This window comes from Pseudomonas rustica (genome assembly GCF_049959085.1).
In the GTDB taxonomy this organism is placed as follows: Bacteria; Pseudomonadota; Gammaproteobacteria; order Pseudomonadales; family Pseudomonadaceae; genus Aquipseudomonas; species Aquipseudomonas rustica.
In genome coordinates this window covers 3,431,229-3,454,569 of sequence record NZ_CP188200.1, presented here as the reverse complement: position 1 = coordinate 3,454,569, position 23,341 = coordinate 3,431,229, and the positions used below count along the sequence as shown (strand labels likewise).

Below are 23,341 nucleotides of genomic sequence, written 5' to 3'. Positions count from 1 at the left end.
AGGCCGCACATGCGCATCGGCCGCTGGGTTGTGATTGCATTGGCGGCGTGGGCGCTGACCGCGTTGGCCGAAACGGCGCCAACGACGTTGGAGATCCTCACGCGAACCCGGCTGGAGAATGTTCAAGTACGGCTCGACGGCACCGACCGGCAATGGTTGCGCCAGCACCCTGTATTGCGCATGGGCATTTCCGGGCCGGACTACCCGCCGTTCGAATTGACCCGCAACCACCATCAACTGGAAGGGCTCAGCGCCGATTACGCTGATCTGCTCGCGCAACTGCTGAATATGCGTGTCGAAGTGCTGCGTTACGCCAATCGGGAAGCGGCCATTACCGCGCTCAAACGGGGCGAGCTGGACGTACTCGGCACCTCGAACAATTTTGAACTGGCTGACCCTGAGCTGGTGCTGTCTCGCGCATACGCCGAAGATCAGCCGATGCTGGTGACCCGGCTCGGAGAAGCGCCGCTGGCTGATCTGGCCGGCAAACGTCTGGCAATGGCCGAGGACTATTTACCACTGGCGACCGTGCAGGGCTTTTATCCACAGACGCATATTCAACGTTACCACTCAGCCATGGACGCACTCGGCGCCGTGGCCTTCGGCAGAGACGATGCCTACCTCGGCGACTTCATCAGTGCCAACTACCTGATCAACACCAATTACCGCAACGACGTGCAACTGGCCGGGCCGTCCGGGCTGGATGCCAACCCGTTCGGCTTCGCACTGCGCCGCACGGATGCGCGATTGAAACGGATCATCGACAAGGCGCTGGTCGCCATTCCTCTGCTCCAGCGCCAGATTATCGAGCAACGCTGGAGCGCCGGGCGCGCGGAAATGGCCGAGCAGTCGCAAGTGCGCCTGAGTGCCAAAGAACAGCGCTGGCTCGACCAGCATCCGCGTGTGCGGGTCGGCGTTATCGATGATTTTGCGCCGCTGTCGTTTTTTGATGCCGAAGGTCGCCTCAGCGGGCTCGCGGCGCCGTTGCTGAGTCTGATCAGTCAGCGCAGCGGCCTGACGTTCGAGGTGGTGCGCGGTCGCTCGCTGGATCGCCAGATCGAGCAATTGAAGGTTGGCGAGCTCGATGTGCTGCCAGTGGTGACGCCGAGCAGTGAGCGTGAAGCCGAATTGCGTTTCACCCGGGCGTATCTGAGCAATCCGTTCGTGCTGGTCACGGCAGCAGGTGTGGACAGCCCGCGCAGCCTCGATGATCTGGCCGGCAAACGCCTGGCGATTTATCGCGGGCATCCGTTGCGTGGTTATCTGCTCGAACATGCGCCGCTGGTGAAATTGGTCGAAGTGCCCAGCCCGGCGGCGGGCATGGACATGATCGGTAAAGGCCAGGCAGACGCGACCCTGAGTTCGCTGCTGGTGGCGCGTTATCTGATCGCCCGTCATTACCGTGAGCGCGTGCGCATTGTCACCACAGTCGGTGATCAACCCGCCAGAATCGCCTTGGCCACGGTGCCGCAGGCGGCTGAGCTGCAGTCGATTCTGAACAAGGCATTGCTGAGCATCGCGCCGCAGGAAATCGATGAACTGGTCGGCCGCTGGAGCCATGACATGGTGGTCGATGACAGTTATTGGCTGCGTCATCGCGGGGAGATTTTGCGCGGTTTTATCGGCGCTGCGGTGTTGCTGTTATTGGCACTGGCCTGGATCGGTTTTCAGCGCCGGCAGATCCGTCAACGTCAGCAATGGTTGCAGCAATTGCAGGAGGCCAAGGATATGGCCGACGATGCCAATCGCGCGAAAACCACGTTTCTGGCGACCATGAGTCATGAAATCCGCACGCCGATGAACGCCTTGATCGGCATGCTTGAACTGGCGTTGAAACGTGCGGAGGAGGGCGTGACCGATCGCCTGGCGATTCAGGTCGCATCCAGTGCCGGGCAGCAATTGCTGGCGCTGATTGGCGACATTCTTGATATTGCGCGGATTGAATCCGGGCATTTGTCGCTGGCGCCCGAACGCGCGAATCTGCGTGAACTGGTCAGTTCGGTGTGCAGGGTTTTCGAAGGTTTGGCGCGACAGAAACGCTTGCTCTGGCACATTGATCTAGAGGCTGGCAGCGACGTTGATGTGCTGATCGACCCGACGCGGTTCAAGCAGGTGCTGTCCAATCTGCTGAGCAATGCGATCAAGTTCACCGAGACCGGCGAAGTGAGTTTGCAACTGCGCGTGAATGCTTTGGAGGCCGGGCAACTGGCGGTCTGCGTAATTATCGAAGACAGCGGCATTGGCATCAGCCCTGAAGACAGGCAGCGTTTGTTCAGTCCGTTTGTGCAGGCCGGCAATGACCCACATGCGGCGCGCAGTGGTTCGGGGTTGGGCTTGGTCATCAGTCGCAGCCTGTGCGAAATGATGGGCGGCGAGTTGCAACTCGAGAGCAAACCCGGCGTCGGCACGCGAGTCACCGTTCGGCTTGAGGTGGCGTTGCTGGAAGCGCTCGAACAAAACCATGCGCCTACGCCAATCGCCTCCGAACCCGTGCAATCGCTGAGCATTCTGGTGGTGGACGATCACCCGGTGAACCGCTTGTTGCTGTGTTGGCAACTCAGTGAGTTGGGGCACCGGACGGTCGACACTGAAGACGGCGAGCAGGGCTTGAAACTGTGGCGCGAGCAACCTTTTGACGTGCTGATCACCGACTGCAACATGCCCCGGCGCAGCGGTTATGAACTGGCGCGCGCGATTCGTCAGGACGAAGCGCTCGCAGGTGTCGGTCGACGTTTGATTATTGGTTTTACGGCCAATGCGCTGGTCGAGGAAAGAGCCCGTTGCCTCGCAGCGGGCATGGACGATTGCCTGTTCAAGCCGATCCGTTTGCACGATCTGAGTGTGGCGTTGAGCGGCGCCAGCCACATTGAGCGAGGTATCGAGCGATCAGAGAATCCGCCGCTGGCTGAGTTCGACCTCAGCGCGCTGGAGCAGTTGGCGGGGAATAACCGCGCCCTCATCGTTCACCTGCGCAAAGAAGTACTGAACAGCCTGCACGCCGATTTGCTGCGCCTCGACGATCTGTTGCAAACCCCTGACCGTGGCGGCCTGCGCGATCTGGCCCATCACATCAAGGGCGGTGCACAAATGGTCGGCGCCGCGCGCGTGGTGTTGGCGTGTACCGACCTCGAACACGCCTGCCGCGATCCTGAAAGCGCTACGCTGGGGGTTAGCGCCAGCGCATTGCGCGAGGCCATGCAAGGTCTCGCGCAACGGCTTCAGGCCTGAGCGATCAATCCCAGATGGGCGCGATGCCTTTTGGGCTGGTCAGGCGGTGGCCGCGCTCCAGCGTGGCGATTTGCGCCATGTCGGCATCGCTCAGCTTGAGGGCGGTGGCGCCGAGGTTACTTTGCAGGTTGGCGCGTTTGGTCGACGACGGAATCACCGCGTAACCCGATTGCATGGCCCACGCCAGCGTGACTTGTGCCGGGGTGGCGTGCAGGCGTGCGGCGATCTGCTCGATCACCGGATCCTTCAAGACTTCACCGTAAGCGAGGGTCATGTACGAGGTGATGTGAATGCCCTGGCTTTTGGCGAACTCAGCCACCGCGCGGTTTTGCAGGTACGGGTACAATTCGATCTGATTGGTGGCGATGTTGTCGGCGCCGACGGCTTTGATGGCTTGCTTCATCAGGTCGATGGTGAAGTTGGACACGCCGATCTGCCGGGTCAGGCCCAGACGTTTGGCTTCCAACAGAGCGCCCATGAATTCTTCGACGGGCACCTGGTCTTCCGGCGATGGCCAGTGAATCAGCGTCAGGTCGAGGTAGTCGGTCTGCAGTTTTTGCAGGCTCGATTTGAGGCTGTCGATCAGGCGATCTTTGGCGAAGTTGGCGATCCAGATTTTGCTGGTGATGAACAGGTCTTCGCGGGGGATGCCGCTGGCGGCGATGGCTTGGCCGACGTCGGCTTCGTTTTCGTAGATTTGCGCGGTGTCGATGACGCGGTAACCGAGTTCGAGGGCGGTGCTCACCGAGTCGATGACCACCTGGCCTTGCAGGCGAAAGGTACCGAGGCCAAAAGCGGGAACAGACATGAAGGACTCCAGGGGATTGCAGTGGGAATGCGGTCGAGTATCCGCGTGTGCATCCTTGAGAAAAACCGCTGCCGGGGCAAAGCAGTGTTGAGCAGAAGTCATGAATCAGAATTTTGGATTTTCTGTGTCTGGGCTGGCCTCTTCGCGAGCAGGCTCACTCCTACAGAAGATCTGTGTCGCTTAAAGTCCCTCTGTAGGAGTGAGCCTGCTCGCGATGGCCGCGCTGCGGATTCAGGCAATGTCGCTACGCGCAAATTCCTCGCCGAGAAAATCAATCAACGTGCGCACCGACGGCAGCAACCCCCGCCGCGACGGAAAAATCGCATGCACCACCCCACACTTCGGTGCCCACCCCGGAATCAACTCCACCACGCGCCCGGCGGCAATGTCCTCACGCACCACCACACTCGGCAAATGCGCCACGCCGACCCCGGCAATCACTGACTGACGCAACGCAATCAAATCATCAGTAACCATGCGCGGCGTGTGCCGGATCAGCGCCGTGTTTTCATTCGGCCCGAGCAGTTCCCACTGATACTCACGCTGCGCCGCGCCCCAATGCAGGCTCGGCAAACCGTTGAGGTCAGCGGGCGAGGGCGGTGACGACAGGCGTTCAACAAACTGCGGACTGCCCACCACCGATTGCATGCTGTTGCCCAGCACCTTCATCACCATGTCGGTGTTTTCCAGTGGCGGAAAGCGCACGCGCAAAGCGATATCGAAACCTTCGTGAATCAGGTCGACGCGACGATTGGTGCTCTCGATGAACAACTCAACCAGCGGATACTTGAGCATGTAGCGCGTGAGCATCGGCCCGACCCACGAGTTGAGCAGCGCCGTCGGGCAACTCAGGCGCACCAGCCCTTGCGGCTCGGAGCGGTTGCGTTCGATCAGTTCGGCGGCGCTTTCGGCTTCGATGCGCATGGCCAGACAACGCTGGTAATAGGCCTGGCCGATTTCAGTCAGCGAACAATGGCGGCTGGTGCGGTGCAGCAGGCGTACACCGAGGCGTTCTTCCAGCTCGGCAATGCGCCGACTGAGCTTCGATTTGGGCATGTCCAGCGCACGGCCGGCGGCGGCGAATCCGTGGTGTTCGACCACTTGGGTGAAGTAGTAAAGGGTGTTGAGGTCTTCCACCATCGTTCTCCAGATAGAACGCTAAGGCTGATTTTTGCAGTCTAGTGCATTAATGGTCATGGATTTAAGCTTAATCCATCGCATCACTCACCCCAATTGGAGACAACCATGAAAAACATCATCGGTATCTACACCAGCCCACGCGGCCATTGGGTCGGCGATGGTTTCCCGGTTCGCACGCTGTTTTCCTACGACAACCTGGGCAAACACATCAGCCCGTTCCTGCTGCTCGATCACGCCGGCCCCGCCGATTTCACCCCGACGACCGATCGTCGTGGCGTTGGTCAGCATCCGCACCGTGGTTTCGAAACTGTGACTATCGTTTATGACGGTGAAGTGCAGCACTGCGATTCGACCGGCAGTGGCGGCGTCATCGGCCCGGGCGATGTGCAATGGATGACGGCGGCGTCCGGGATCCTCCACGAGGAGTTTCACTCGGATGACTTCGCCAAAACCGGCGGCAAACTGGAAATGGTGCAGCTGTGGGTCAACCTGCCGGCCAAGGACAAAATGGCCGCGCCGGGCTACCAGACCATTCTCGACAGCGACATCCCGAGCATCGCGCTCAAGGACAACGCCGGCAGCCTGCGTCTGATCGCCGGTGAGTTCGATGGCCATACCGGCCCGTCGCGTACCTTCACGCCAATCGACGTGTGGGATCTGCGTCTGAACGCCGGCAAGTTGCTGACGCTGGATTTGCACGAAGGCCGCAACACCGCGCTGGTGGTATTGAAAGGCTCGGTGCAGGTCAACGGTGTGGAATCGGTGCGCGAAGGGCAGTTGGCGCTGTTCGAACGTGATGGCAAGCAACTGACCCTTGAAGCCAGCCAGGACGCGGTGGTGTTGTTGCTCAGCGGCGAACCGATTGACGAACCGATCGTCGGCCACGGCCCGTTCGTGATGAACACCGAGCAGGAAATCCACCAGGCCTTCGCCGACTTCCAGTCCGGCCGCTTCGGCCAGATGCACGCTTAACGCACAACCACTCCGCTCTACACAGGACGCGTAGGCCGGTTCGAAGGCCAGGGATGGCTGTTGTCTAAAGAAAAGAGGACACGCACATGAACACTGTCAATGCCGCGAACTTCGACGGCCAGAAACCGACCATCGATGCCAGCGACGCAGCCATGCTGCTGATCGATCACCAGAGCGGTCTGTTCCAGATCGTCAAGGACATGGACGTGCCGCAACTGCGCGCCAATGCCGTAGCGCTGGCGAAAGCGGCGACCCTGCTGAAGATGCCGGTGATTACCACTGCATCGGTGCCGCAAGGGCCGAACGGGCCGTTGATTCCGGAAATTCACGAAGCCGCGCCGCATGCGCAATACGTGGCGCGCAAGGGCGAAATCAACGCGTGGGATAACCCGGAGTTTCACGCGGCAGTCAAAGCCACTGGCAAGAAAACCCTGGTGATCGCCGGCACCTTGACCAGCGTCTGCCTGGCGTTCCCGTCCATCGCAGCCGTGCACGAAGGCTACAAGGTTTTTGCCGTGGTCGATGCGTCCGGCAATCACTCCAAACTGGCCACTGATCTGACAGTTGCCCGTTTGGCCCAGGCCGGGGTGGTGCCGATCGACATCATGGCTACGCTTTCCGAGCTGCAAGGCTCGTGGAACCGTCCCGATGCCGAGCAGTGGGCGGCCGTCTACGCCCAGGCCATGCCGCATTATCAATTGCTGATCGAGAGCTACCTCAAGGCTCAGCAAGTCGCGAACGAACACGAAGTGCTGGATTCCCAACGCTGATCGAGTCTCCCGAGGCCGACCCCCGTCGGCCTCGACAACACGCGAGGATTACTGCAATGACCACTCAATACAAACGTCTGGACAAGAACAACGCTGCGGTGCTGCTGGTCGATCACCAGGCCGGGCTGCTGTCGCTGGTGCGCGACATCGATCCGGACAAATTCAAGAACAACGTGCTGGCGCTGGCCGATCTGGCCAAGTACTTCAAACTGCCGACAATCCTCACCACCAGTTTCGAAACCGGCCCCAACGGCCCGCTGGTGCCTGAGCTGAAAGCACTGTTTCCGGATGCGCCGTACATCGCTCGTCCAGGCCAGATCAACGCTTGGGACAACGAAGATTTCGTCAAGGCGATCAAGGCGACGGGCAAGAAGCAACTGATCATTGCTGGCGTGGTGACCGAGGTCTGCGTGGCATTCCCGGCACTGTCGGCGATAGAGGAAGGTTTTGATGTGTTTGTGGTGACCGATGCCTCGGGCACGTTCAACGAATTGACCCGCGAATCGGCGTGGAATCGTATGTCCAGCGCGGGCGCGCAGTTGATGACCTGGTTCGGTCTGGCCTGCGAGCTGCACCGCGACTGGCGCAACGACGTTGAAGGGCTGGGCACCCTGTTCTCCAACCACATCCCGGATTACCGCAACCTGTTCACCAGCTATAACAGCTTGTCTAACGACAAATAACCCACGCCACCCGCAAACCCCCGTAGGAGCTGCCGCAGGCTGCGATCTTTTGACTTGGTTTTTGAAGATCAAAAGATCGCAGCCTGCGGCAGCTCCTACAGGGTTTTGTGGGTTTTTTGCGGGTGTGTTCATGCTGTGAAATCAATTACTCCTACACTCTCCCCAATCTGTGCGATCTTCTCGCGATTGGCCCCCGTCGGAGTTGTTTGATGCTGTCTCTGCTGACTGAACACCCGTTGTTTTGCGCGTTGGTCCTGATCCTCCTTGATCTCGGTCTGTGGCGCCTGATCAGTTCCCGTGGCAGCGAGTGGAAACTGCTGGTGCGCGTGCTGATTTTCACCCTGTTCAGCATCTTGCTGTTCAACGAAGGCCTCAACCCGATGGAGCCCGCGCCGTGGGCCGACAACGTGCCGTTGCACCTGGCGGCGACCGGGTTGCAGATCGGCTGGTGGCTGTTTGGCGCGCGCACCCTGACGGTGTTGATCGGCGCGGTGATGATGCAACGGGTCGGCCACACCGGGCGGTTGTTGCAGGATTTGCTCGGCGCGGTGATTTTCCTTATCGCGATTATCGCGGCGCTGGCCTACGTGCTCGATCTGCCGGTCAAAGGCGTGCTGGCGACGTCCGGCGCCTTGGCGATCATCGTCGGTCTGGCCTTGCAGAGCACGCTCAGCGATGTGTTTTCCGGGATCGTCCTCAATACCACCAAGCCTTATCAACTGGATGACTGGATTTCCATCGACGGCACCGAAGGTCGGGTCACCGATATCGATTGGCGGGCCACGCGCCTGCAAACCAGTCAGGGCAGCATGGCGGTGATTCCCAACTCGCTGGCGGCCAAGGCGAAGATCATCAACTTCAGTCGGCCGAGCAATATGTTCGGCGTCGCGGTCAGCGTGCAGGTCAGCCCGCATGCGCGGCCCAGTTCAGTGATCGAATCGCTGGAACGGGCGATGCAGGGCTGTCGGCAGTTGCTCGACAACCCGGCGCCGAGTGTCGCGCTGAAAAGCTCCGGCAGCATCGGTGCGGAATACGAGATCAGCGGTTTCGTTGCGTCGATGGGCGAGAAGCGCGTGGTGCGCAATCAACTGTTCGATCTGGCGTACCGGCACTTGCAGGCGTCCGGGGTCAATCTGCTGTCGAGCGATGAAAGCAGCGCGCCGAGCAACCTGTCGCGGCCACGGGCATTGCTCGACAGTTCGCCGATCTTCTCGACGCTGCGTCAGGAAGAGAAAGAAACCTTCAGCCAGAACATGACCCTGCAAAATTTCCGCACTGGCGAGACGATCCTGGAGGCGGGCGAGGTCAGCGATCACTTGTTCATCATCGAGTCGGGCGTGGTCACAGTGACGCTGACCCGCCACGGCACGCCGTTCGAGTCAGGGCGCATGGGCCCGGGCGAAGTGATCGGCGAGGCGGGGATACTGTCCGATTCCTCGGTGCCGGCCAAGTTTGCCGCGAAAACCTTCTGCGCCCTTTATCGCATCGAAAAGACTTACCTGAAGCCGTGCCTCGATGCTCGTCACGACATCAGCGATGCGATGAAAACCTTGCTCGATTATCGCCTGCACAAGGCGCAATCGCTGACCGAGGAAGCGCCGGTGGTGGTGGCGAAAAAAGGCTTCCTGCAATGGCTGCGCAGTCGCGCCTGAATGGTTTATGCGTAGGCGGTGAGTTTCTGTTCCAGGTGCGCGCGCACTTGCGGCCATTCGTCGTCGATGATGCTGAAACGCACCGAGTTGCGCTTGCGTCCGTCCGGCATGATCCGCTCGTGGCGGACGATGCCTTCCTGTTGCGCGCCAAGGCGCAGAATCGCGTTACGTGACTTCTGGTTGTTCTCGTCGGTGGTGAACTGCACGCGCACGCAATCCAGCACTTCGAAGGCGTGACGCAGCATCAGGTACTTGGCTTCGGTGTTGACGAAGGATTTCTGCCAGCTCGCCGAGATCCAGCTGCTGCCGATTTCCAGCTTGCGATTGAGCGGATCGATCTTCCAGAAGCGTGTTGAGCCGATCACCTCGCCGGTCTCCTTCAAGACGATGACAAACGGCATCACCGTGCCGGCCTCGCGGCCGTCGAGGGCCTTTTTCATATAGCTGTCGACGGTGCTGGCTGATGGCACGACGGTCACGGTGAGGTTCCACAATTCGCCGTCGGCAGCCGCATGGAGCAGGGCGGCGGCGTCGGAATACTCAAGCGGGCGCAGAAGGATGCGCTGACCTTGCAGCATGGTTGGCATGGGATTCAGGTCTCGGCAGAGCGGGCGAAAGGCGAGCGCCTATTACGCCGCAGCGGACGGATCCGATGCAACCGCTGCGATGTTCACGCGGTCACAATTTTCACAGCCCACGGGCAGGAGCCTCAGCCGATGAAAAACCTGCGGATCGCCACCTACAACGTCAACGGTTTACGCGCGCGTTTGCCGAATCTGCTCGATTGGCTCAAACGCGAGCAACCGGACATCGCCTGCTTGCAAGAACTCAAATCGGTCGACACGGCATTCCCCGCCGCCGAACTGGAAGCCGCCGGTTATGGGGCGATCTGGCAAGGGCAGGCGGCGTGGAATGGTGTGGCGATTCTTGCCCGAGATGCGCAGCCGCTGGAGAGCCGTCGCGGTTTACCGGGCGATCCCGACGACAAGCACAGTCGCTACCTGGAAGCGGCGGTGCACGGCGTGCTGGTCGGTTGCCTGTACCTGCCTAACGGCAATCCGCAACCGGGGCCGAAATTCGATTACAAACTGGCGTGGTTCGAACGGTTGATCAGCTATGCGAAAGACCTGCAAAGCAGCGATCACCCGGTGGTGCTGGCCGGTGATTACAACGTCGTGCCCACCGACATGGACATCTACAACACCCGCTCATGGCTCAAGGACGCTTTGCTGCAACCCGAAAGCCGCGAGTGTTATCAGCGCTTGCTCGATCAAGGCTGGACGGATTCGCTGCGGCATCTGTATCCCGAGGATCGCCTCTACACTTTCTGGGATTACTTCCGCCAACACTGGCAAACCAACTCCGGTTTGCGCATCGATCATCTGCTGCTTAATCCGGCATTAAGTCCGTATCTGCACGAGGCCGGCGTAGACGCGTGGGTGCGCAATGAACCGCACGCCAGTGACCATGCGCCAACGTGGATTCGCATCGGCTCACGTAAAAAGCGCTAGCAGGCGATTGGCGAAATCAATTGTCGAAATCAGTGGCTGATCCCGTATACATGGCGACCATCAACGCAGTGAACTGCGGCCCCATGCAAAAGGATTGAGCAATGAGCGAGCCACGCCTGACGAACCTGAAGCTGTACCTGCAACGTCTGGGTTTTGATGCACCGCCAGCGCCGACGCTGGAAAATTTGCGGCTGCTGCAATGGCGCCACACCGGCGTCTTTCCTTTCGAGAATCTGGCGACGATTACTGGCGCACCGGTGCTGATCGATTTGCCGTCCATTGAAGAAAAAATCCTGCTCGGCGGTCGCGGTGGCTACTGCTATGAGCTGAATAATCTGTTCTTCACCCTGCTGCTTGAGCTGGGCTTCGACGCTCGCGCCATCAGCGGCCGCGTGGTGATGAATCAGCCGGAAGGCAGCTGGACGGCGCGCACGCACCGCTTGAGTCTGGTCACGCTGGACGGTGTGCGCTACGTCACCGACGTCGGTTTCGGCGGCATGGTGCCGACGGCGCCGCTGCTTCTCGATACCGAGGCAGAACAAACCACCCCGCACGAACCCTATCGCATCGACAAACAAGCCGATGGCTACATGCTGCAGGCCAACGTCGCGGGCGAATGGCGATCGATGTATCTGTTTGATCTACAGCGCCAGGAAGACATCGATTTCACCATTGGCAACTGGTACGTCTCGGCCCATCCCGACTCACCGTTTACTCAGCGCCTGATGGCGGCGCGTACCGGTGATGGCTGGCGCAAAACCCTCAACAACGGCAGTTTCGCCCTTCATCGCATGGGCGCGAGCAGCGAGCGGCGCGAAATCACCGAGGTGGCGGCATTGATCGAACTGCTGGTTCAGGAGTTCGACATTCACCTGCCGGACGTGCCGCATACACGGCATTCCCTCGAACGAATGATCGTACCGGCCAAAGCCTAAGGCTTGGCATCCGGTTCCAGCACCCGGCGAATTTCCCCGGCCGCTGCCGACAATTTTTTCTCAAGACTCTTGAGGTCGGCGGCGGTAATGCCTTTGCTGAATTGCAGCGGATCGTCCTGGTCGTGCTTTTCGGCATCGAGCAAGGCATGGCGCAGCGTGTTGTTGATCACCGTCTGATAACCAAACCCCTCGTTCTCCGCCACCGTGCGTGCGGCGTCGATGACGGCATCGTCGAGCATGATGGTGATCCGGGTTTTGCCCTTGGTCGACGCCACAGCGCCGCGTTTGCCTTGGGAGAAGTCATATTCGTCTTTCATCGGTCAAGCCTCCAGAAAATAGGCGCAACGCTCGCTCGGTGTGGCGACACGTGCAGAAATGATTCGAACGACATTCGGCTCGCGATAACTGTATGCGACGACCAGCAAGCGTCCCTTGGCGTCGAGACCGATCGTGATCCAGCGTTGTTCGTCGTGATCGTTGTCTTCAACAGTTATTGCTCGTTCGTCGTAAAAGACCGCTTCGGTCTCGGCGAGGCTGATGCCCCTGTGCTTGAGTTTGTTGGCTGCGTTCTTGCTTTTGTCGAACTGAATATCGATTAACTGCATTATGCATACTTTATATGTATAAAAAAGACCGCGACCACACCGTCGGTCGCCATGAACACTTCAGCCTAGTGGGCGTTGACGCAGATGCAGGCAGGGATGTGTTGCCGGATTTGTGGGCGTTGCGAGGCGCGGACTAGAAGCTTGGATGGCTACCTATCCATTTTGTGACTGACAAGTTGTATACAACTCTATGGACATTTGTCCTGAGTATTGAATACAGTGTGCGCATAACAAAAACCAGGGAACCCCCCACCATGAAAACGCCCCATGTTTCACACCAACGGCCCGAGGACGAAAATCTCGGGGTCGGCGCGAATATGGCTTACGGCCTGCAACATGTTCTGACCATGTACGGCGGTATCGTTGCGGTGCCACTGATCATCGGCCAGGCGGCCGGCCTGTCGCCGGCAGACATTGGTTTGTTGATTGCTGCTTCATTGTTTGCGGGGGGGCTGGCGACGCTGCTGCAAACCCTGGGTCTACCGTTTTTTGGCTGTCAGTTGCCGCTGGTACAGGGCGTGTCGTTCTCCGGCGTGGCGACCATGGTCGCGATCGTCAGCAGCGGCGGGGAGGGCGGCTTCCAGTCGGTGCTTGGCGCCGTCATTGCGGCATCGCTGATCGGCTTGCTGATCACACCGGTGTTCTCGCGCATTACCAAGTTCTTCCCACCATTGGTCACCGGTATTGTGATCACCACCATCGGCTTGACGCTGATGCCCGTGGCCGCACGCTGGGCGATGGGCGGCAACAGCCACGCGCCGGACTTCGGCAGCATGCAAAACATCGGTCTGGCGGCGGTGACGCTGGTGCTGGTGTTGCTGCTGAGCAAGGTGGGCAGCTCAACCATCTCGCGTCTGTCGATCCTGTTGGCCATGGTGATCGGTACGATACTGGCGGTATTCCTCGGTATGGCTGACTTCTCCAACGTCACCACCGGGCCGATGTTCGGCTTCCCGACGCCGTTCCACTTCGGCATGCCGACGTTCCACTTTGCCGCGATTTTGTCGATGTGCATCGTGGTTATGGTGACACTGGTGGAAACCTCGGCGGACATCCTCGCCGTCGGTGAAATCATCGGCACCAAAGTCGATTCCAAACGCCTGGGCAATGGCCTGCGGGCAGACATGCTGTCGAGTATGTTCGCGCCGATCTTCGGTTCGTTCACCCAGAGCGCTTTTGCCCAGAACGTTGGTCTGGTGGCGGTGACCGGGATCAAGAGCCGTTATGTGGTGGCCACCGGCGGCGTATTCCTGGTGATCCTTGGCCTGCTGCCGTTCATGGGTCGGGTTATCGCAGCGGTGCCGACTTCGGTACTCGGCGGCGCCGGTATCGTGCTGTTCGGCACTGTGGCAGCGAGTGGTATTCGTACGCTGTCGAAGGTTGATTATCGCAACAACGTCAACCTGATCATCGTCGCCACCTCGATCGGTTTCGGCATGATCCCGATTGCCGCGCCGAACTTCTACGATCACTTCCCAAGCTGGTTTGCGACCATTTTCCACTCGGGCATCAGCTCGTCGGCGATCATGGCGATCCTGCTGAACCTGGCGTTCAACCATTTCACCACCGGCAACTCCGATCAACAGTCGGTGTTTGCGGCGGCGGAAGAGCGGACTCTGCGTTATCGCGATCTGGATGCGCTGCGCGAAGGCGATTACTTCAGCGACGGCAAACTGCATGACTGCGACGGCAATGAAGTGCCGGTGATCGAGCCGGATGACCATGATCATGGGCATGGCGCGCCGAAAGTGCAGGTGAAAAGCAGCGAGCATGTCTGACCGCTGTAGCTGAATGGAAAAGGGCCGATCTGTTAATCAGATCGGCCCTTTTTGTTTGAAGATCAAAAGATCGCAGCCTTCGGCAGCTCCTACAGGGGATAGGTGTTTTCATGTAGGAGCTGCCGAAGGCTGCGATCTTTTGATCTTTTCGAGCGCACACAAAAAAGCCCCTGAATCTTTCAATTCAGGGGCTTTGCTATTTGGCTCCACAACCTGGACTCGAACCAGGGACCCAATGATTAACAGTCATTTGCTCTACCAACTGAGCTATTGCGGAATTGGTGCGTATGTTACTGATTCAAAAAGAGAAGTCAAGCGCCGATTGTGAAATTGAACGATTTGCCGGGATGAATGGTGGTTTGTCAGCGATTGGCGGTTACCAGATTCTCGCCAGAGGTCTACCATGGCCGCCCGGAAGTGGTAACACGCGCTACCGGCCATCCGCCGAAAAGGTACGCGCCATGCATCACATGATCTGTCAGTCCCGCAACAGCGAGGTGTTCGCATGAGCATCGCGCAAATCAGCCTGCCGAAAGGCGTCGGCCCTCACGCCGAAAAACTCCTCGATGCGATCACTCAGGCCGGCACCGCTGAAGAACTGAATCGCGCTGGCGGCAAAGCCGAAGGTTTTGTCCTCGGTCTGGAAAGCGCCAAGGCGATCAAGAGCCAGATCGCCGAATCGCTGTACGTCGCGTATGACGATGCCGCCAGTCAGCGCGCCACCGAATTGGCTTAACTGCCGAAGGTAATGGTGCCGAGCATCAGTTTGGCGTAAGTCGCCGTGGCTGCCAGTTGCACCAGCCACAGCACCAGACCGCCAAGAAACACCCCGGCCGCCACTTGCAGCACCAGGCTTTTTTCGCGTTTGGCCGAGGCGCGGGGGATGAAATCATCCAGATCGTCACGGTCGGCGCGCAGGTTGTCGTTTTTCATTGGGTTTCTCGCAGAATTCGCAGGTTGACTCATAACCTGTAGGAGCAGAGCTTGCTCGCGAAGGCGTCTGGTCAGTCGCCATCATCACTGGCTGAACCACCGCTATCGCGAGCAAGCTTTGCTCCTACAATTTGGATTTGTGTGCAGTTTAGAGCGAATGTTGCATTCCTTCGGACAAATAAAAAACGGGAAGCCCCAAGGCTTCCCGTTTTTCATCACGCAGCGTTATCAGATGACCTGAACGATCGCGTCCGTTACAGCCTTGATGTTGCTCTGATTCAACGCAGCCACGCAGATGCGACCGGTATCCAGTGCGTAAATGCCGAACTCGTTTCGCAGGCGATGCACTTGTTCAGTGGTCAGGCCCGAGTAAGAGAACATGCCGCGCTGACGACCCACAAAGCTGAAGTCGCGGCCCGGGGCTTTCTCGGCCAGCAGGGCAACCATCTGCTCACGCATGCCGCGAATGCGCTGACGCATTTCCGCCAGTTCCGCTTCCCACTGTGCACGCAGTTCCGGGCTGTTCAACACCGCAGCGACGATGCTTGCACCGTGAGTCGGCGGGTTGGAGTAGTTGGTGCGGATTACGCGTTTGACTTGCGACAGCACTCGCGCGCTTTCTTCTTTCGATTCGCTGATGATCGACAGCGCGCCAACGCGCTCGCCGTACAGCGAGAACGACTTGGAGAACGAGCTCGAGACGAAGAAAGTCAGGCCGGATTCAGCGAACAGGCGCACAGCGGCGGCGTCTTCGTCGATACCGTCGCCAAAACCCTGGTACGCCATGTCGAGGAACGGCACGTGACCTTTGGCTTTAACCACGTCCAGCACGTTGTTCCAGTCCGCCGGGGTCAGGTCGACGCCGGTCGGGTTGTGGCAGCAAGCGTGGAGGATAACGATCGAGCCGTTCGGCAGGGCGTTGAGGTCTTCGAGCATGCCGGCACGGTTAACGTCGTGGGTGGCAGCGTCGTAGTAACGGTAGTTCTGCACCGGGAAACCGGCGGTTTCGAACAGCGCGCGGTGGTTTTCCCAGCTCGGGTCGCTGATCGCCACGACGGCGTTCGGCAGCAGTTGCTTGAGGAAGTCAGCACCGATTTTCAGGGCGCCAGTACCGCCGACGGCCTGAGTGGTGATGACGCGACCGGCGCTGATCAGCGGCGAGTCATTGCCGAACAGCAGTTTCTGCACGGCCTGGTCGTAGGCAGCGATGCCATCGATCGGCAGGTAACCCCGCGAAGCGTGTTGAGCGACGCGAATCGTCTCGGCTTCAATTACGGCGCGCAGCAGTGGAATTCGCCCCTCTTCGTTGCAGTAAACGCCAACGCCCAGGTTGACCTTGGTGGTCCGGGTATCGGCGTTGAATGCTTCGTTGAGGCCCAGGATTGGATCGCGGGGTGCCATTTCGACAGCGGAGAACAGGCTCATTATTACGGCGGCTCTGAATGGATAGTGGAGGGACGTGTGGCGCTCCAGCCGAATGCACTAGAGCGGTGCACAAACGGGGAGCTAGTATAGAGGCCATCTGCGAGCAATGGCGACAGGCGATTCGGCTTTTCAGGTAAGTTTTTGCGATTATTTCTTGACCGTTAGTCGATTGGCCGTGTCAGAGACTTTACCGGATGTAGGACGTTTGCCTTGAAAGCAGAGGCAATCGCCACCACATTGAGCACAATCCAGGTTTTTTCTTGCGCGACACCGGTCGTTTGCGGTTGTCCCCGTGGTGCTCCGCTTTGCGCGGAACGCCGCGATCCCAGAGGTGTATATGTCCGAATTCCAGCTCGTCACTCGCTTTGAGCCCGCCGGCGATCAGCCGGAAGCCATCCGCCAATTGGTCGAGGGTATCGAAGCCGGGCTGGCGCACCAGACGCTGCTCGGTGTGACCGGCTCGGGCAAGACCTTCAGCATCGCCAATGTCATCTCGCAGATTCAGCGCCCGACGCTGGTGCTGGCGCCGAACAAAACCCTTGCCGCGCAGTTATACGGCGAGTTTAAGGCGTTCTTCCCGAACAACGCCGTTGAATACTTCGTTTCCTACTACGACTACTACCAGCCCGAAGCCTATGTGCCGTCGTCCGACACCTTCATCGAGAAGGATGCATCGATCAACGACCACATTGAGCAGATGCGCCTGTCCGCGACCAAAGCGTTGCTGGAGCGAAAAGACGCGATCATCGTCACCACGGTGTCGTGCATCTACGGTCTGGGTAGCCCGGAAACCTATTTGAAAATGGTCTTGCACGTTGATCGCGGTGACAAACTCGATCAACGCGCATTGCTGCGCCGTTTGGCCGACCTGCAATACACCCGCAACGACATGGATTTCGCCCGCGCGACCTTCCGTGTGCGCGGCGACGTGATCGACATTTACCCGGCGGAATCCGATCTGGAAGCGATCCGCATCGAGTTGTTCGATGACGAGGTCGAAAGCATTTCCGCGTTCGACCCGCTGACCGGCGAAGTCATCCGCAAGATGCCGCGCTTCACGTTCTACCCGAAGAGCCACTATGTGACGCCACGGGAAACCCTGCTCGACGCCATCGAACACATCAAAGTCGAATTGCAGGAGCGCCTTGAATACCTGCGCAGCAACAACAAATTGGTCGAGGCCCAGCGCCTTGAGCAGCGCACCCGTTTCGACCTGGAGATGATCCTCGAACTGGGTTACTGCAACGGCATCGAAAACTACTCGCGCTATCTGTCCGGACGTCCGGCCGGTGCCGCGCCGCCAACCCTTTACGATTATCTGCCGGCGGATGCCTTGCTGGTGATCGACGAATCCCACGTCAGCGTGCCGCAGGTTGGCGCGATGTATAAGGGCGACCGTTCGCGTAAGGAAACCCTCGTCGAATATGGTTTTCGCCTACCGTCCGCACTGGATAACCGGCCGATGCGTTTCGATGAGTGGGAAGGGGTGAGCCCGCAGACCATTTTCGTTTCGGCGACGCCGGGCAACTACGAAGCCGAGCACGCCGGGCGCGTGGTCGAGCAACTGGTGCGTCCGACCGGGCTGGTCGATCCGCAGATTGAAGTGCGTCCGGCGCTGACTCAGGTCGACGATCTGCTGTCGGAAATCTCCAAGCGCGTAGCGATCGAAGAGCGCGTGCTGGTCACTACGCTGACCAAACGCATGGCCGAAGACCTCACCGATTACCTCGCCGACCACGGCGTGCGCGTGCGCTATTTGCACTCGGATATCGACACGGTTGAGCGCGTCGAAATCATTCGCGACCTGCGCCTTGGTACGTTCGATGTGCTGGTCGGCATCAACCTTCTGCGTGAAGGTCTGGACATGCCGGAAGTGTCGCTGGTAGCGATTCTTGATGCGGACAAGGAAGGTTTCCTGCGCTCCGAGCGTTCGTTGATCCAGACCATCGGCCGCGCGGCGCGTAACCTCAATGGTCGGGCGATTCTCTACGCCGACCGCATGACCGGTTCGATGGAGCGGGCGATTGGTGAAACCGAACGTCGTCGCGATAAGCAGATCGCGTTTAACCTGGAAAACGGCATCACCCCGAAAGGCGTATTCAAGGACGTCGCCGACATCATGGAAGGCGCCACCGTGCCGGGCTCGCGCAGCAAGAAGCGCAAAGGCATGGCCAAGGCTGCCGAAGAGAACGCCAAGTACGAAGCCGAACTGCGTTCGCCGAGCGAGATCACCAAGCGCATTCGCGCGCTGGAAGAGAAGATGTATCAGCTGGCGCGGGATCTGGAGTTTGAAGCCGCGGCGCAGATGCGCGATGAGATTGCCAAATTGCGCGAGCGGCTTTTGGCTGTTTGATCAATACGCCCTGACTTCAAACCTGTAGGAGCTGCCGAAGGCTGCGATCTTTTGATCTTGTTTTTACAATCAAAGTCAAAAGATCGCAGCCTTCGGCAGCTCCTACAGGATTGAGTCGGATCAGTGAGATTCGCCGGCCTTTAGCCCCGCCGGGAGCTTTTTGGTCAGTAGAATCGCCAGCATACTGATCCCCAGCGCAATCCCGACAAAGTGAAACGCATCGTTGTAAGCCATGATCGCCGCCTGCTGATGGACGATCTCACTCAACTTGCCCAGCGCCGCCGTGTCACTGCCAAACCGATCCGTCATCGACGCCAACCGCTCGGCCACCTGCGGATTGGTCGGCACTACCGCCTCGCGCAAATAATCGAAGTAGGTCTTGGTGCGCGCATCCAGCAGCGTCGCCAGCAAGGCAATGCCAATCGCACCGCCAAGGTTGCGCAGAATGTTGAACAGGCTCGATGCCGACCCCGCGTCCTGCGGCAGGATGTACGCCGTGGCGATCAGGGAAATGGTCACCATGATCAACGGCTGCCCAAGTGCTCGGACAATCTGAATCTGATTGAACTGCGGCCCGGCGAAATCCGGGTTGAGCACTCCCGATGAAAAACTCGCCAGACCAAACAAGCCGAACCCCAGCGTGCACAGCCATTTCGGCGAAATGATCTTCATCAGCTTCGGTACCAGCGGAATCAGAAACAGCTGCGGCACGCCCATCCACATGATTACTTCGCCGATCTGCAGGGCGTTGTAGTTCTGGATCTGCGCCAGGTACAACGGCAACAGATAAATTGAGCCGTACAACCCGACACCCATGCCCAGGCTGGAAATACTCGATAAACCGAAATTGCGATTACGCAGAATGCCAAGGTTGATCAGCGGATTGGGTTTGGAAATCTGCACGATGACAAAGGTGATCAGACTCACCAGCGCAATGCTGCCCAGCGTCACGATCAGGCTCGATTCCAGCCAGTCCTTGCGATGGCCTTCCTCGAGAAAAACCTGCAAGCAACCGAGGCCGATGCCCAGCGTGAGGATGCCGGTGTAATCGGTGCTTTTGAGCAATTCCCAGTGCGCTTCTTTCTTCTCCAGACCGTACATCAAACCGGCGATCATGATCAGCCCCGGCGGAATGTTGATATAAAAGATGTATTCCCAGCCCCAGTTTTCCGTGAGCCAGCCGCCCAGCGTCGGGCCGATTGACGGCGCAAACGTCGCGGTCATGGCGAACATCGCCATGCCTTTGGCGCGGTGGTGTTCGGGGAGTTTGATCAGGGTCAGGGTGAACGCCAGCGGGATCAGTGCGCCGCCGGTGAAACCCTGCATCGCGCGGAAGACGATCATGCTCTCCAGGCTCCAGGCCATCGAGCACAGCAGCGATGAAACCAGAAAGCCCAGCGACACCCAAACCGCCAGTCGTCGCGCCGACAGCAACTGCACCAGCCACGCGGTCAGCGGAATCATGATGATTTCCGCGACCAGATAGGAGGTGGAAATCCACGAACCTTCTTCCAGCGTCGCCGACAGCGCGCCCTGAATATCTTTGAGCGAAGAGTTGGTGATCTGGATGTCGAGCACGGCCATAAAGGCGCCGAGCATCACGCTCATCACCGCAATCCAATCGCGCCGGGTCGGTTCGCCGACCGGGCGGATCAGCGAATCACCGGCCATCTTCAGCGGCGTCTTTGATGTTCACAGTCGCGGTGACTGACATGCCCGGACGGATTTTGCCGTGCAGCGGGTTATCGGCTTTGAAGGTCAGTTTTACCGGGATCCGTTGCACGACTTTGGTGAAATTGCCGGTGGCGTTGTCCGGTGGCAGCAGGCTGAACTGCGCGCCAGATGCGGCGAACAGGCTCTCGACCCGCGCGTCGATCGGCGTGTCGCCATAGGCATCGAAGGTTAACTCGGCTTTTTGTCCCGGCTGCATGTGGCCGATCTGGGTTTCCTTGAAGTTGGCCTGTACCCAGATGTCTTCGTCCGGAACGATCGACAGCAAATAGGCGCCGGCCTGCACCACTTGACCATTGCGCGCGGCGCGTTGACCGACGAGGCCGCTGATCGGTGCGTGGATTTCGCTGCGGGTCAGGTTGAGTTCGGCTTGCGCAATATCGGCGTGGGCGTTGGCGATCTGTGCGTCGAGGCGTTTAATTTCAGCGTTCAGGGCGTTGACCTGCTGACGCTGACCTTGCGCGTCAGCCTGTGCTTTAGCCACTTGCGAACGAGCAATGTGGGCGTCGGCGGAGAGGGTGGTCACGCGTTCTTCGGAAACGTAACCGGGTTTGCGCAGGGTTTCAGCGCGCGACAAATCCATCTGCGAGCGGCCAAGCGTGGCTTGGGTGGTTGCCACTTGCGCATCGCTGGCGGCGATCAGGCTCGATTGTTGGGTCAGTTTGCTTTGCGCTTGCAGGCGTTCGGCTTCGCGGGTGGCGAGGGCGGCATTGGCGCGGTCTACCGCGAGGCGGAAATCATTCGGTTCGAGGCGTACCAGCAACTGGCCTTTTTCCACGTGCTGATTGTCCTGCACCAGCACTTCATCGATGCGCGCGCCCAATTGGCTCGACACACGTGTGATCTCACCCTGGACATAGGCGTTGTCGGTGCTTTCATAAAAGCGTCCTTTGAAAAACCAGTGGGCGAAGAAGCCCCCGGCAATCAGCAGGACGAGCAGCAGGAAAATAAACAGGCGACGCTTGAGTTGGGCAGGCATGGGCAAACTGTAGTCGAGGAATTGTAAGGAAAGTTATCAGCCGGTGAATCTCGCATACAGCCGATAAACGGTAAATGCCAAGCGCTGATATTTGCCCATTCACCACGGCGTACGGGCGTTACAGACGCAAACTTGGCTTAAATGCCCTGCCTGCTGGAGCGGGGCGGGTGTCGCCTGTTACCATTCGCCGCTTGATTGTTTTGCTTTTCATTATTTTCGAGACATGCCATGACCACCGTCCGCACTCGCATCGCGCCATCGCCTACCGGGGATCCCCACGTAGGTACCGCTTACATCGCATTGTTCAACTACTGCTTTGCCAAGCAGCACGGCGGTGAGTTCATCCTGCGGATCGAAGACACCGACCAGTTGCGTTCGACCCGCGAGTCCGAACAGCAGATCTTCGACGCTCTGCGCTGGTTGGGCATCGACTGGAGCGAAGGCCCGGACGTTGGCGGCCCGCACGGCCCGTATCGCCAGAGCGAACGCGGCGACATTTACCAGAAGTATTGCCAGCAACTGGTCGAAATGGGCCACGCGTTCCCATGCTTCTGCACCGCTGAAGAGCTGGATCAGATGCGCGCCGAGCAAATGGCTCGCGGTGAAACCCCGCGCTACGACGGCCGCGCGCTGCTGCTGTCGAAAGAAGAAGTCGCAGCCCGTCTGGCCGCTGGCGAACCCCACGTGATCCGCATGAAAGTGCCGAGCGAAGGCGTTTGCGTGGTGCCGGACATGCTCCGTGGCGACGTCGAGATCCCATGGGATCGCATGGACATGCAAGTGCTGATGAAGACCGACGGCTTGCCGACGTACTTCCTCGCCAACGTGGTCGACGATCACCTGATGGGCATCACCCACGTGCTGCGCGGCGAAGAGTGGCTGCCATCGGCACCAAAACTGATTCTGCTTTATGAGTACTTCGGCTGGGAACAACCGGAGCTGTGCTACATGCCGCTGCTGCGTAACCCGGACAAGAGCAAGTTGTCCAAGCGCAAGAACCCGACTTCGGTGACGTTCTACGAGCGCATGGGCTTCATGCCGGAAGCGATGCTCAACTACCTCGGCCGCATGGGCTGGTCGATGCCGGACGAGCGCGAGAAGTTCTCGCTGCAGGAGATGGTCGACAACTTCGACCTCAAGCGCGTCTCGCTCGGTGGGCCGATCTTCGACATCGAGAAGCTGTCGTGGCTCAACGGCCAGTGGCTGCGTGATCTGCCGGTGGAAGAATTCGCCAGTCGTTTGCAGACCTGGGCGCTGAACCCGGAATACATGATGAAGATCGCGCCGCTGGTGCAGGGTCGCGTTGAAACCTTCAGCCAGGTTGCACCGCTGGGCGGGTTCTTCTTCGCCGGTGGCGTCAATCCGGATGCCAAACTGTTCGAATCGAAAAAGCTCTCGGGCGATCAGGTTCGTCAGTTGATGCAGTTGATCCTGTGGAAACTGGAAAGCCTGCGTCAGTGGGAGAAAGACAACATCACCGCAACGATTCAGGCAGTGGTTGAATCGCTGGAATTGAAACTGCGTGACGCGATGCCGCTGATGTTTGCGGCGATCACCGGTCAGGCAAGCTCGGTGTCGGTGCTCGATGCGATGGAAATCATTGGCCCGGATCTGACCCGCTTCCGTCTGCGTCAGGCGATTGACCTGCTGGGCGGCGTGTCGAAGAAAGAAAACAAAGAGTGGGAAAAGCTCCTGGCCGCTATCGCCTAAACGCTTTGCCTTCCCTGCAGGAGCTGCCGAAGGCTGCGATCTTTTGATCTTGTTTTAAAAAGATAAAGTCAAAAGATCGCAGCCTGCGGCAGTTCCTACAGGTCTGTGTGACATCCCGAGTCCCGAAT

At 59.1% G+C, this 23,341-nt stretch carries 21 protein-coding genes and 1 tRNA gene; 12 read left to right on the top strand and 10 right to left on the bottom strand.

The window, feature by feature from the left end; genetic code table 11:
• Positions 1-9 precede the first annotated feature (9 nt).
• On the top strand, positions 10-3,228 hold the full coding sequence (locus tag ACP3TY_RS15785; protein WP_426617940.1) for an ATP-binding protein: 3,219 nt from the start codon (positions 10-12) through the stop codon (positions 3,226-3,228).
• Between the two features lie 4 nt (positions 3,229-3,232).
• Here the strand turns inward: ACP3TY_RS15785 and dkgB are convergent, their stop codons facing one another.
• Together dkgB and ACP3TY_RS15775 are read right to left on the bottom strand one after the other, a co-directional pair.
• Entirely contained in the window at positions 3,233-4,036 is an 804-nt protein-coding gene (gene dkgB, locus ACP3TY_RS15780) for a 2,5-didehydrogluconate reductase DkgB (protein WP_426617939.1), read from the bottom strand.
• Between the two features lie 231 nt (positions 4,037-4,267).
• Positions 4,268-5,176, bottom strand: a complete 909-nt coding sequence (locus ACP3TY_RS15775; RefSeq protein WP_426617938.1) for a LysR substrate-binding domain-containing protein — start codon at positions 5,174-5,176, stop codon at positions 4,268-4,270.
• 105 nt (positions 5,177-5,281) lie between these two features.
• Between ACP3TY_RS15775 and ACP3TY_RS15770 the strand changes: the two genes are divergently transcribed.
• The 4 genes from ACP3TY_RS15770 to ACP3TY_RS15755 all read left to right on the top strand — a co-directional run bounded on the left by ACP3TY_RS15770 (position 5,282) and on the right by ACP3TY_RS15755 (position 9,253).
• Positions 5,282-6,148, top strand: coding sequence for a pirin family protein (locus ACP3TY_RS15770; RefSeq protein ID WP_426617937.1), 867 nt, complete (start codon positions 5,282-5,284; stop codon positions 6,146-6,148).
• An 86-nt stretch (positions 6,149-6,234) separates the two neighbouring features.
• A complete protein-coding gene (locus ACP3TY_RS15765) occupies positions 6,235-6,918 on the top strand; it encodes an isochorismatase family protein (protein ID WP_008084027.1) in 684 nt (227 codons plus the stop codon).
• A gap of 56 nt (positions 6,919-6,974) precedes the next feature.
• A complete protein-coding gene (gene ycaC, locus ACP3TY_RS15760) occupies positions 6,975-7,601 on the top strand; it encodes an isochorismate family cysteine hydrolase YcaC (protein ID WP_212550443.1) in 627 nt (208 codons plus the stop codon).
• A gap of 209 nt (positions 7,602-7,810) precedes the next feature.
• Positions 7,811-9,253 (top strand): mechanosensitive ion channel domain-containing protein, encoded by a 1,443-nt coding sequence (locus tag ACP3TY_RS15755; RefSeq protein ID WP_426617936.1) that lies wholly within the window; start codon positions 7,811-7,813, stop codon positions 9,251-9,253.
• A gap of 5 nt (positions 9,254-9,258) precedes the next feature.
• Here ACP3TY_RS15755 and ACP3TY_RS15750 read toward each other — a convergent pair whose 3' ends face one another.
• Positions 9,259-9,840, bottom strand: coding sequence for a GNAT family N-acetyltransferase (locus ACP3TY_RS15750; protein WP_426617935.1), 582 nt, complete (start codon positions 9,838-9,840; stop codon positions 9,259-9,261).
• Between the two features lie 129 nt (positions 9,841-9,969).
• On the opposite strand from ACP3TY_RS15750, the gene xth reads away from it, so the two are divergent.
• Complete coding sequence (gene xth / locus ACP3TY_RS15745) at positions 9,970-10,764, top strand: exodeoxyribonuclease III (RefSeq protein ID WP_038363581.1); 795 nt, start codon at positions 9,970-9,972, stop codon at positions 10,762-10,764.
• 101 nt (positions 10,765-10,865) lie between these two features.
• Positions 10,866-11,699 (top strand): arylamine N-acetyltransferase family protein, encoded by an 834-nt coding sequence (locus ACP3TY_RS15740; RefSeq protein ID WP_426617934.1) that lies wholly within the window; start codon positions 10,866-10,868, stop codon positions 11,697-11,699.
• Here the strand turns inward: ACP3TY_RS15740 and ACP3TY_RS15735 are convergent.
• Positions 11,696-12,016, bottom strand: coding sequence for a BrnA antitoxin family protein (locus ACP3TY_RS15735; RefSeq protein ID WP_212550448.1), 321 nt, complete (start codon positions 12,014-12,016; stop codon positions 11,696-11,698). The genes ACP3TY_RS15740 and ACP3TY_RS15735 overlap by 4 nt on opposite strands.
• 3 nt (positions 12,017-12,019) lie before the next feature.
• Positions 12,020-12,304, bottom strand: coding sequence for a BrnT family toxin (locus ACP3TY_RS15730; RefSeq protein ID WP_401242198.1), 285 nt, complete (start codon positions 12,302-12,304; stop codon positions 12,020-12,022).
• Between the two features lie 254 nt (positions 12,305-12,558).
• On the opposite strand from ACP3TY_RS15730, the gene ACP3TY_RS15725 reads away from it, so the two are divergent.
• Positions 12,559-14,082 (top strand): nucleobase:cation symporter-2 family protein, encoded by a 1,524-nt coding sequence (locus ACP3TY_RS15725; RefSeq protein ID WP_158834750.1) that lies wholly within the window; start codon positions 12,559-12,561, stop codon positions 14,080-14,082.
• Between the two features lie 201 nt (positions 14,083-14,283).
• Here the strand turns inward: ACP3TY_RS15725 and ACP3TY_RS15720 are convergent.
• Positions 14,284-14,359: transfer RNA gene (locus ACP3TY_RS15720), tRNA-Asn, on the bottom strand.
• 10 nt (positions 14,360-14,369) lie between these two features.
• Here ACP3TY_RS15720 and ACP3TY_RS15715 point away from each other — a divergent pair.
• Positions 14,370-14,591, top strand: a complete 222-nt coding sequence (locus ACP3TY_RS15715) for a hypothetical protein (RefSeq protein WP_212544444.1) — start codon at positions 14,370-14,372, stop codon at positions 14,589-14,591.
• Positions 14,588-14,818: a hypothetical protein gene (locus ACP3TY_RS15710; protein ID WP_028624759.1), complete on the top strand. Its 231-nt coding sequence runs from the start codon at positions 14,588-14,590 to the stop codon at positions 14,816-14,818. The genes ACP3TY_RS15715 and ACP3TY_RS15710 overlap by 4 nt, the downstream gene beginning before the upstream one ends.
• Here ACP3TY_RS15710 and ACP3TY_RS15705 read toward each other — a convergent pair.
• Positions 14,815-15,015, bottom strand: a complete 201-nt coding sequence (locus ACP3TY_RS15705; RefSeq protein WP_426617933.1) for a hypothetical protein — start codon at positions 15,013-15,015, stop codon at positions 14,815-14,817. The two genes, ACP3TY_RS15710 and ACP3TY_RS15705, sit on opposite strands and share 4 nt — an antisense overlap.
• 228 nt (positions 15,016-15,243) lie before the next feature.
• On the bottom strand, positions 15,244-16,440 hold the full coding sequence (locus tag ACP3TY_RS15700; protein WP_426617932.1) for an amino acid aminotransferase: 1,197 nt from the start codon (positions 16,438-16,440) through the stop codon (positions 15,244-15,246).
• Positions 16,441-16,777: 337 nt separating this feature from the next.
• On the opposite strand from ACP3TY_RS15700, the gene uvrB reads away from it, so the two are divergent.
• The gene (uvrB, locus tag ACP3TY_RS15695; RefSeq protein ID WP_008083013.1) at positions 16,778-18,793 is read left to right on the top strand and encodes an excinuclease ABC subunit UvrB; all 2,016 of its coding nucleotides are present in this window, start codon (positions 16,778-16,780) and stop codon (positions 18,791-18,793) included.
• 120 nt (positions 18,794-18,913) lie between these two features.
• Here the strand turns inward: uvrB and ACP3TY_RS15690 are convergent, their stop codons facing one another.
• The gene (locus ACP3TY_RS15690; RefSeq protein WP_178124178.1) at positions 18,914-20,404 is read right to left on the bottom strand and encodes an MDR family MFS transporter; all 1,491 of its coding nucleotides are present in this window, start codon (positions 20,402-20,404) and stop codon (positions 18,914-18,916) included.
• 49 nt (positions 20,405-20,453) lie between these two features.
• On the bottom strand, positions 20,454-21,503 hold the full coding sequence (locus tag ACP3TY_RS15685; protein ID WP_426617931.1) for an HlyD family secretion protein: 1,050 nt from the start codon (positions 21,501-21,503) through the stop codon (positions 20,454-20,456).
• Between the two features lie 228 nt (positions 21,504-21,731).
• On the opposite strand from ACP3TY_RS15685, the gene gltX reads away from it, so the two are divergent.
• The gene (gene gltX, locus ACP3TY_RS15680) at positions 21,732-23,213 is read left to right on the top strand and encodes a glutamate--tRNA ligase (protein WP_159812938.1); all 1,482 of its coding nucleotides are present in this window, start codon (positions 21,732-21,734) and stop codon (positions 23,211-23,213) included.
• Positions 23,214-23,341: the final 128 nt, after the last annotated feature.

Excerpts from the sequence above, each read along its gene's own strand:
- ACP3TY_RS15785 (WP_426617940.1), top strand. The coding sequence starts at position 10 with ATGCGCATCGGCCGCTGGGTTGTGATTGCATTGGCGGCGTGGGCGCTG.
- dkgB (WP_426617939.1), bottom strand. The coding sequence starts at position 4,036 with ATGTCTGTTCCCGCTTTTGGCCTCGGTACCTTTCGCCTGCAAGGCCAG.
- ACP3TY_RS15775 (WP_426617938.1), bottom strand. The coding sequence starts at position 5,176 with ATGGTGGAAGACCTCAACACCCTTTACTACTTCACCCAAGTGGTCGAA.
- ACP3TY_RS15770 (WP_426617937.1), top strand. The coding sequence starts at position 5,282 with ATGAAAAACATCATCGGTATCTACACCAGCCCACGCGGCCATTGGGTC.
- ACP3TY_RS15765 (WP_008084027.1), top strand. The coding sequence starts at position 6,235 with ATGAACACTGTCAATGCCGCGAACTTCGACGGCCAGAAACCGACCATC.
- ycaC (WP_212550443.1), top strand. The coding sequence starts at position 6,975 with ATGACCACTCAATACAAACGTCTGGACAAGAACAACGCTGCGGTGCTG.
- ACP3TY_RS15755 (WP_426617936.1), top strand. The coding sequence starts at position 7,811 with ATGCTGTCTCTGCTGACTGAACACCCGTTGTTTTGCGCGTTGGTCCTG.
- ACP3TY_RS15750 (WP_426617935.1), bottom strand. The coding sequence starts at position 9,840 with ATGCCAACCATGCTGCAAGGTCAGCGCATCCTTCTGCGCCCGCTTGAG.
- xth (WP_038363581.1), top strand. The coding sequence starts at position 9,970 with ATGAAAAACCTGCGGATCGCCACCTACAACGTCAACGGTTTACGCGCG.
- ACP3TY_RS15740 (WP_426617934.1), top strand. The coding sequence starts at position 10,866 with ATGAGCGAGCCACGCCTGACGAACCTGAAGCTGTACCTGCAACGTCTG.
- ACP3TY_RS15735 (WP_212550448.1), bottom strand. The coding sequence starts at position 12,016 with ATGAAAGACGAATATGACTTCTCCCAAGGCAAACGCGGCGCTGTGGCG.
- ACP3TY_RS15730 (WP_401242198.1), bottom strand. The coding sequence starts at position 12,304 with ATGCAGTTAATCGATATTCAGTTCGACAAAAGCAAGAACGCAGCCAAC.
- ACP3TY_RS15725 (WP_158834750.1), top strand. The coding sequence starts at position 12,559 with ATGAAAACGCCCCATGTTTCACACCAACGGCCCGAGGACGAAAATCTC.
- ACP3TY_RS15715 (WP_212544444.1), top strand. The coding sequence starts at position 14,370 with ATGTTACTGATTCAAAAAGAGAAGTCAAGCGCCGATTGTGAAATTGAA.
- ACP3TY_RS15710 (WP_028624759.1), top strand. The coding sequence starts at position 14,588 with ATGAGCATCGCGCAAATCAGCCTGCCGAAAGGCGTCGGCCCTCACGCC.
- ACP3TY_RS15705 (WP_426617933.1), bottom strand. The coding sequence starts at position 15,015 with ATGAAAAACGACAACCTGCGCGCCGACCGTGACGATCTGGATGATTTC.
- ACP3TY_RS15700 (WP_426617932.1), bottom strand. The coding sequence starts at position 16,440 with ATGAGCCTGTTCTCCGCTGTCGAAATGGCACCCCGCGATCCAATCCTG.
- uvrB (WP_008083013.1), top strand. The coding sequence starts at position 16,778 with ATGTCCGAATTCCAGCTCGTCACTCGCTTTGAGCCCGCCGGCGATCAG.
- ACP3TY_RS15685 (WP_426617931.1), bottom strand. The coding sequence starts at position 21,503 with ATGCCTGCCCAACTCAAGCGTCGCCTGTTTATTTTCCTGCTGCTCGTC.
- gltX (WP_159812938.1), top strand. The coding sequence starts at position 21,732 with ATGACCACCGTCCGCACTCGCATCGCGCCATCGCCTACCGGGGATCCC.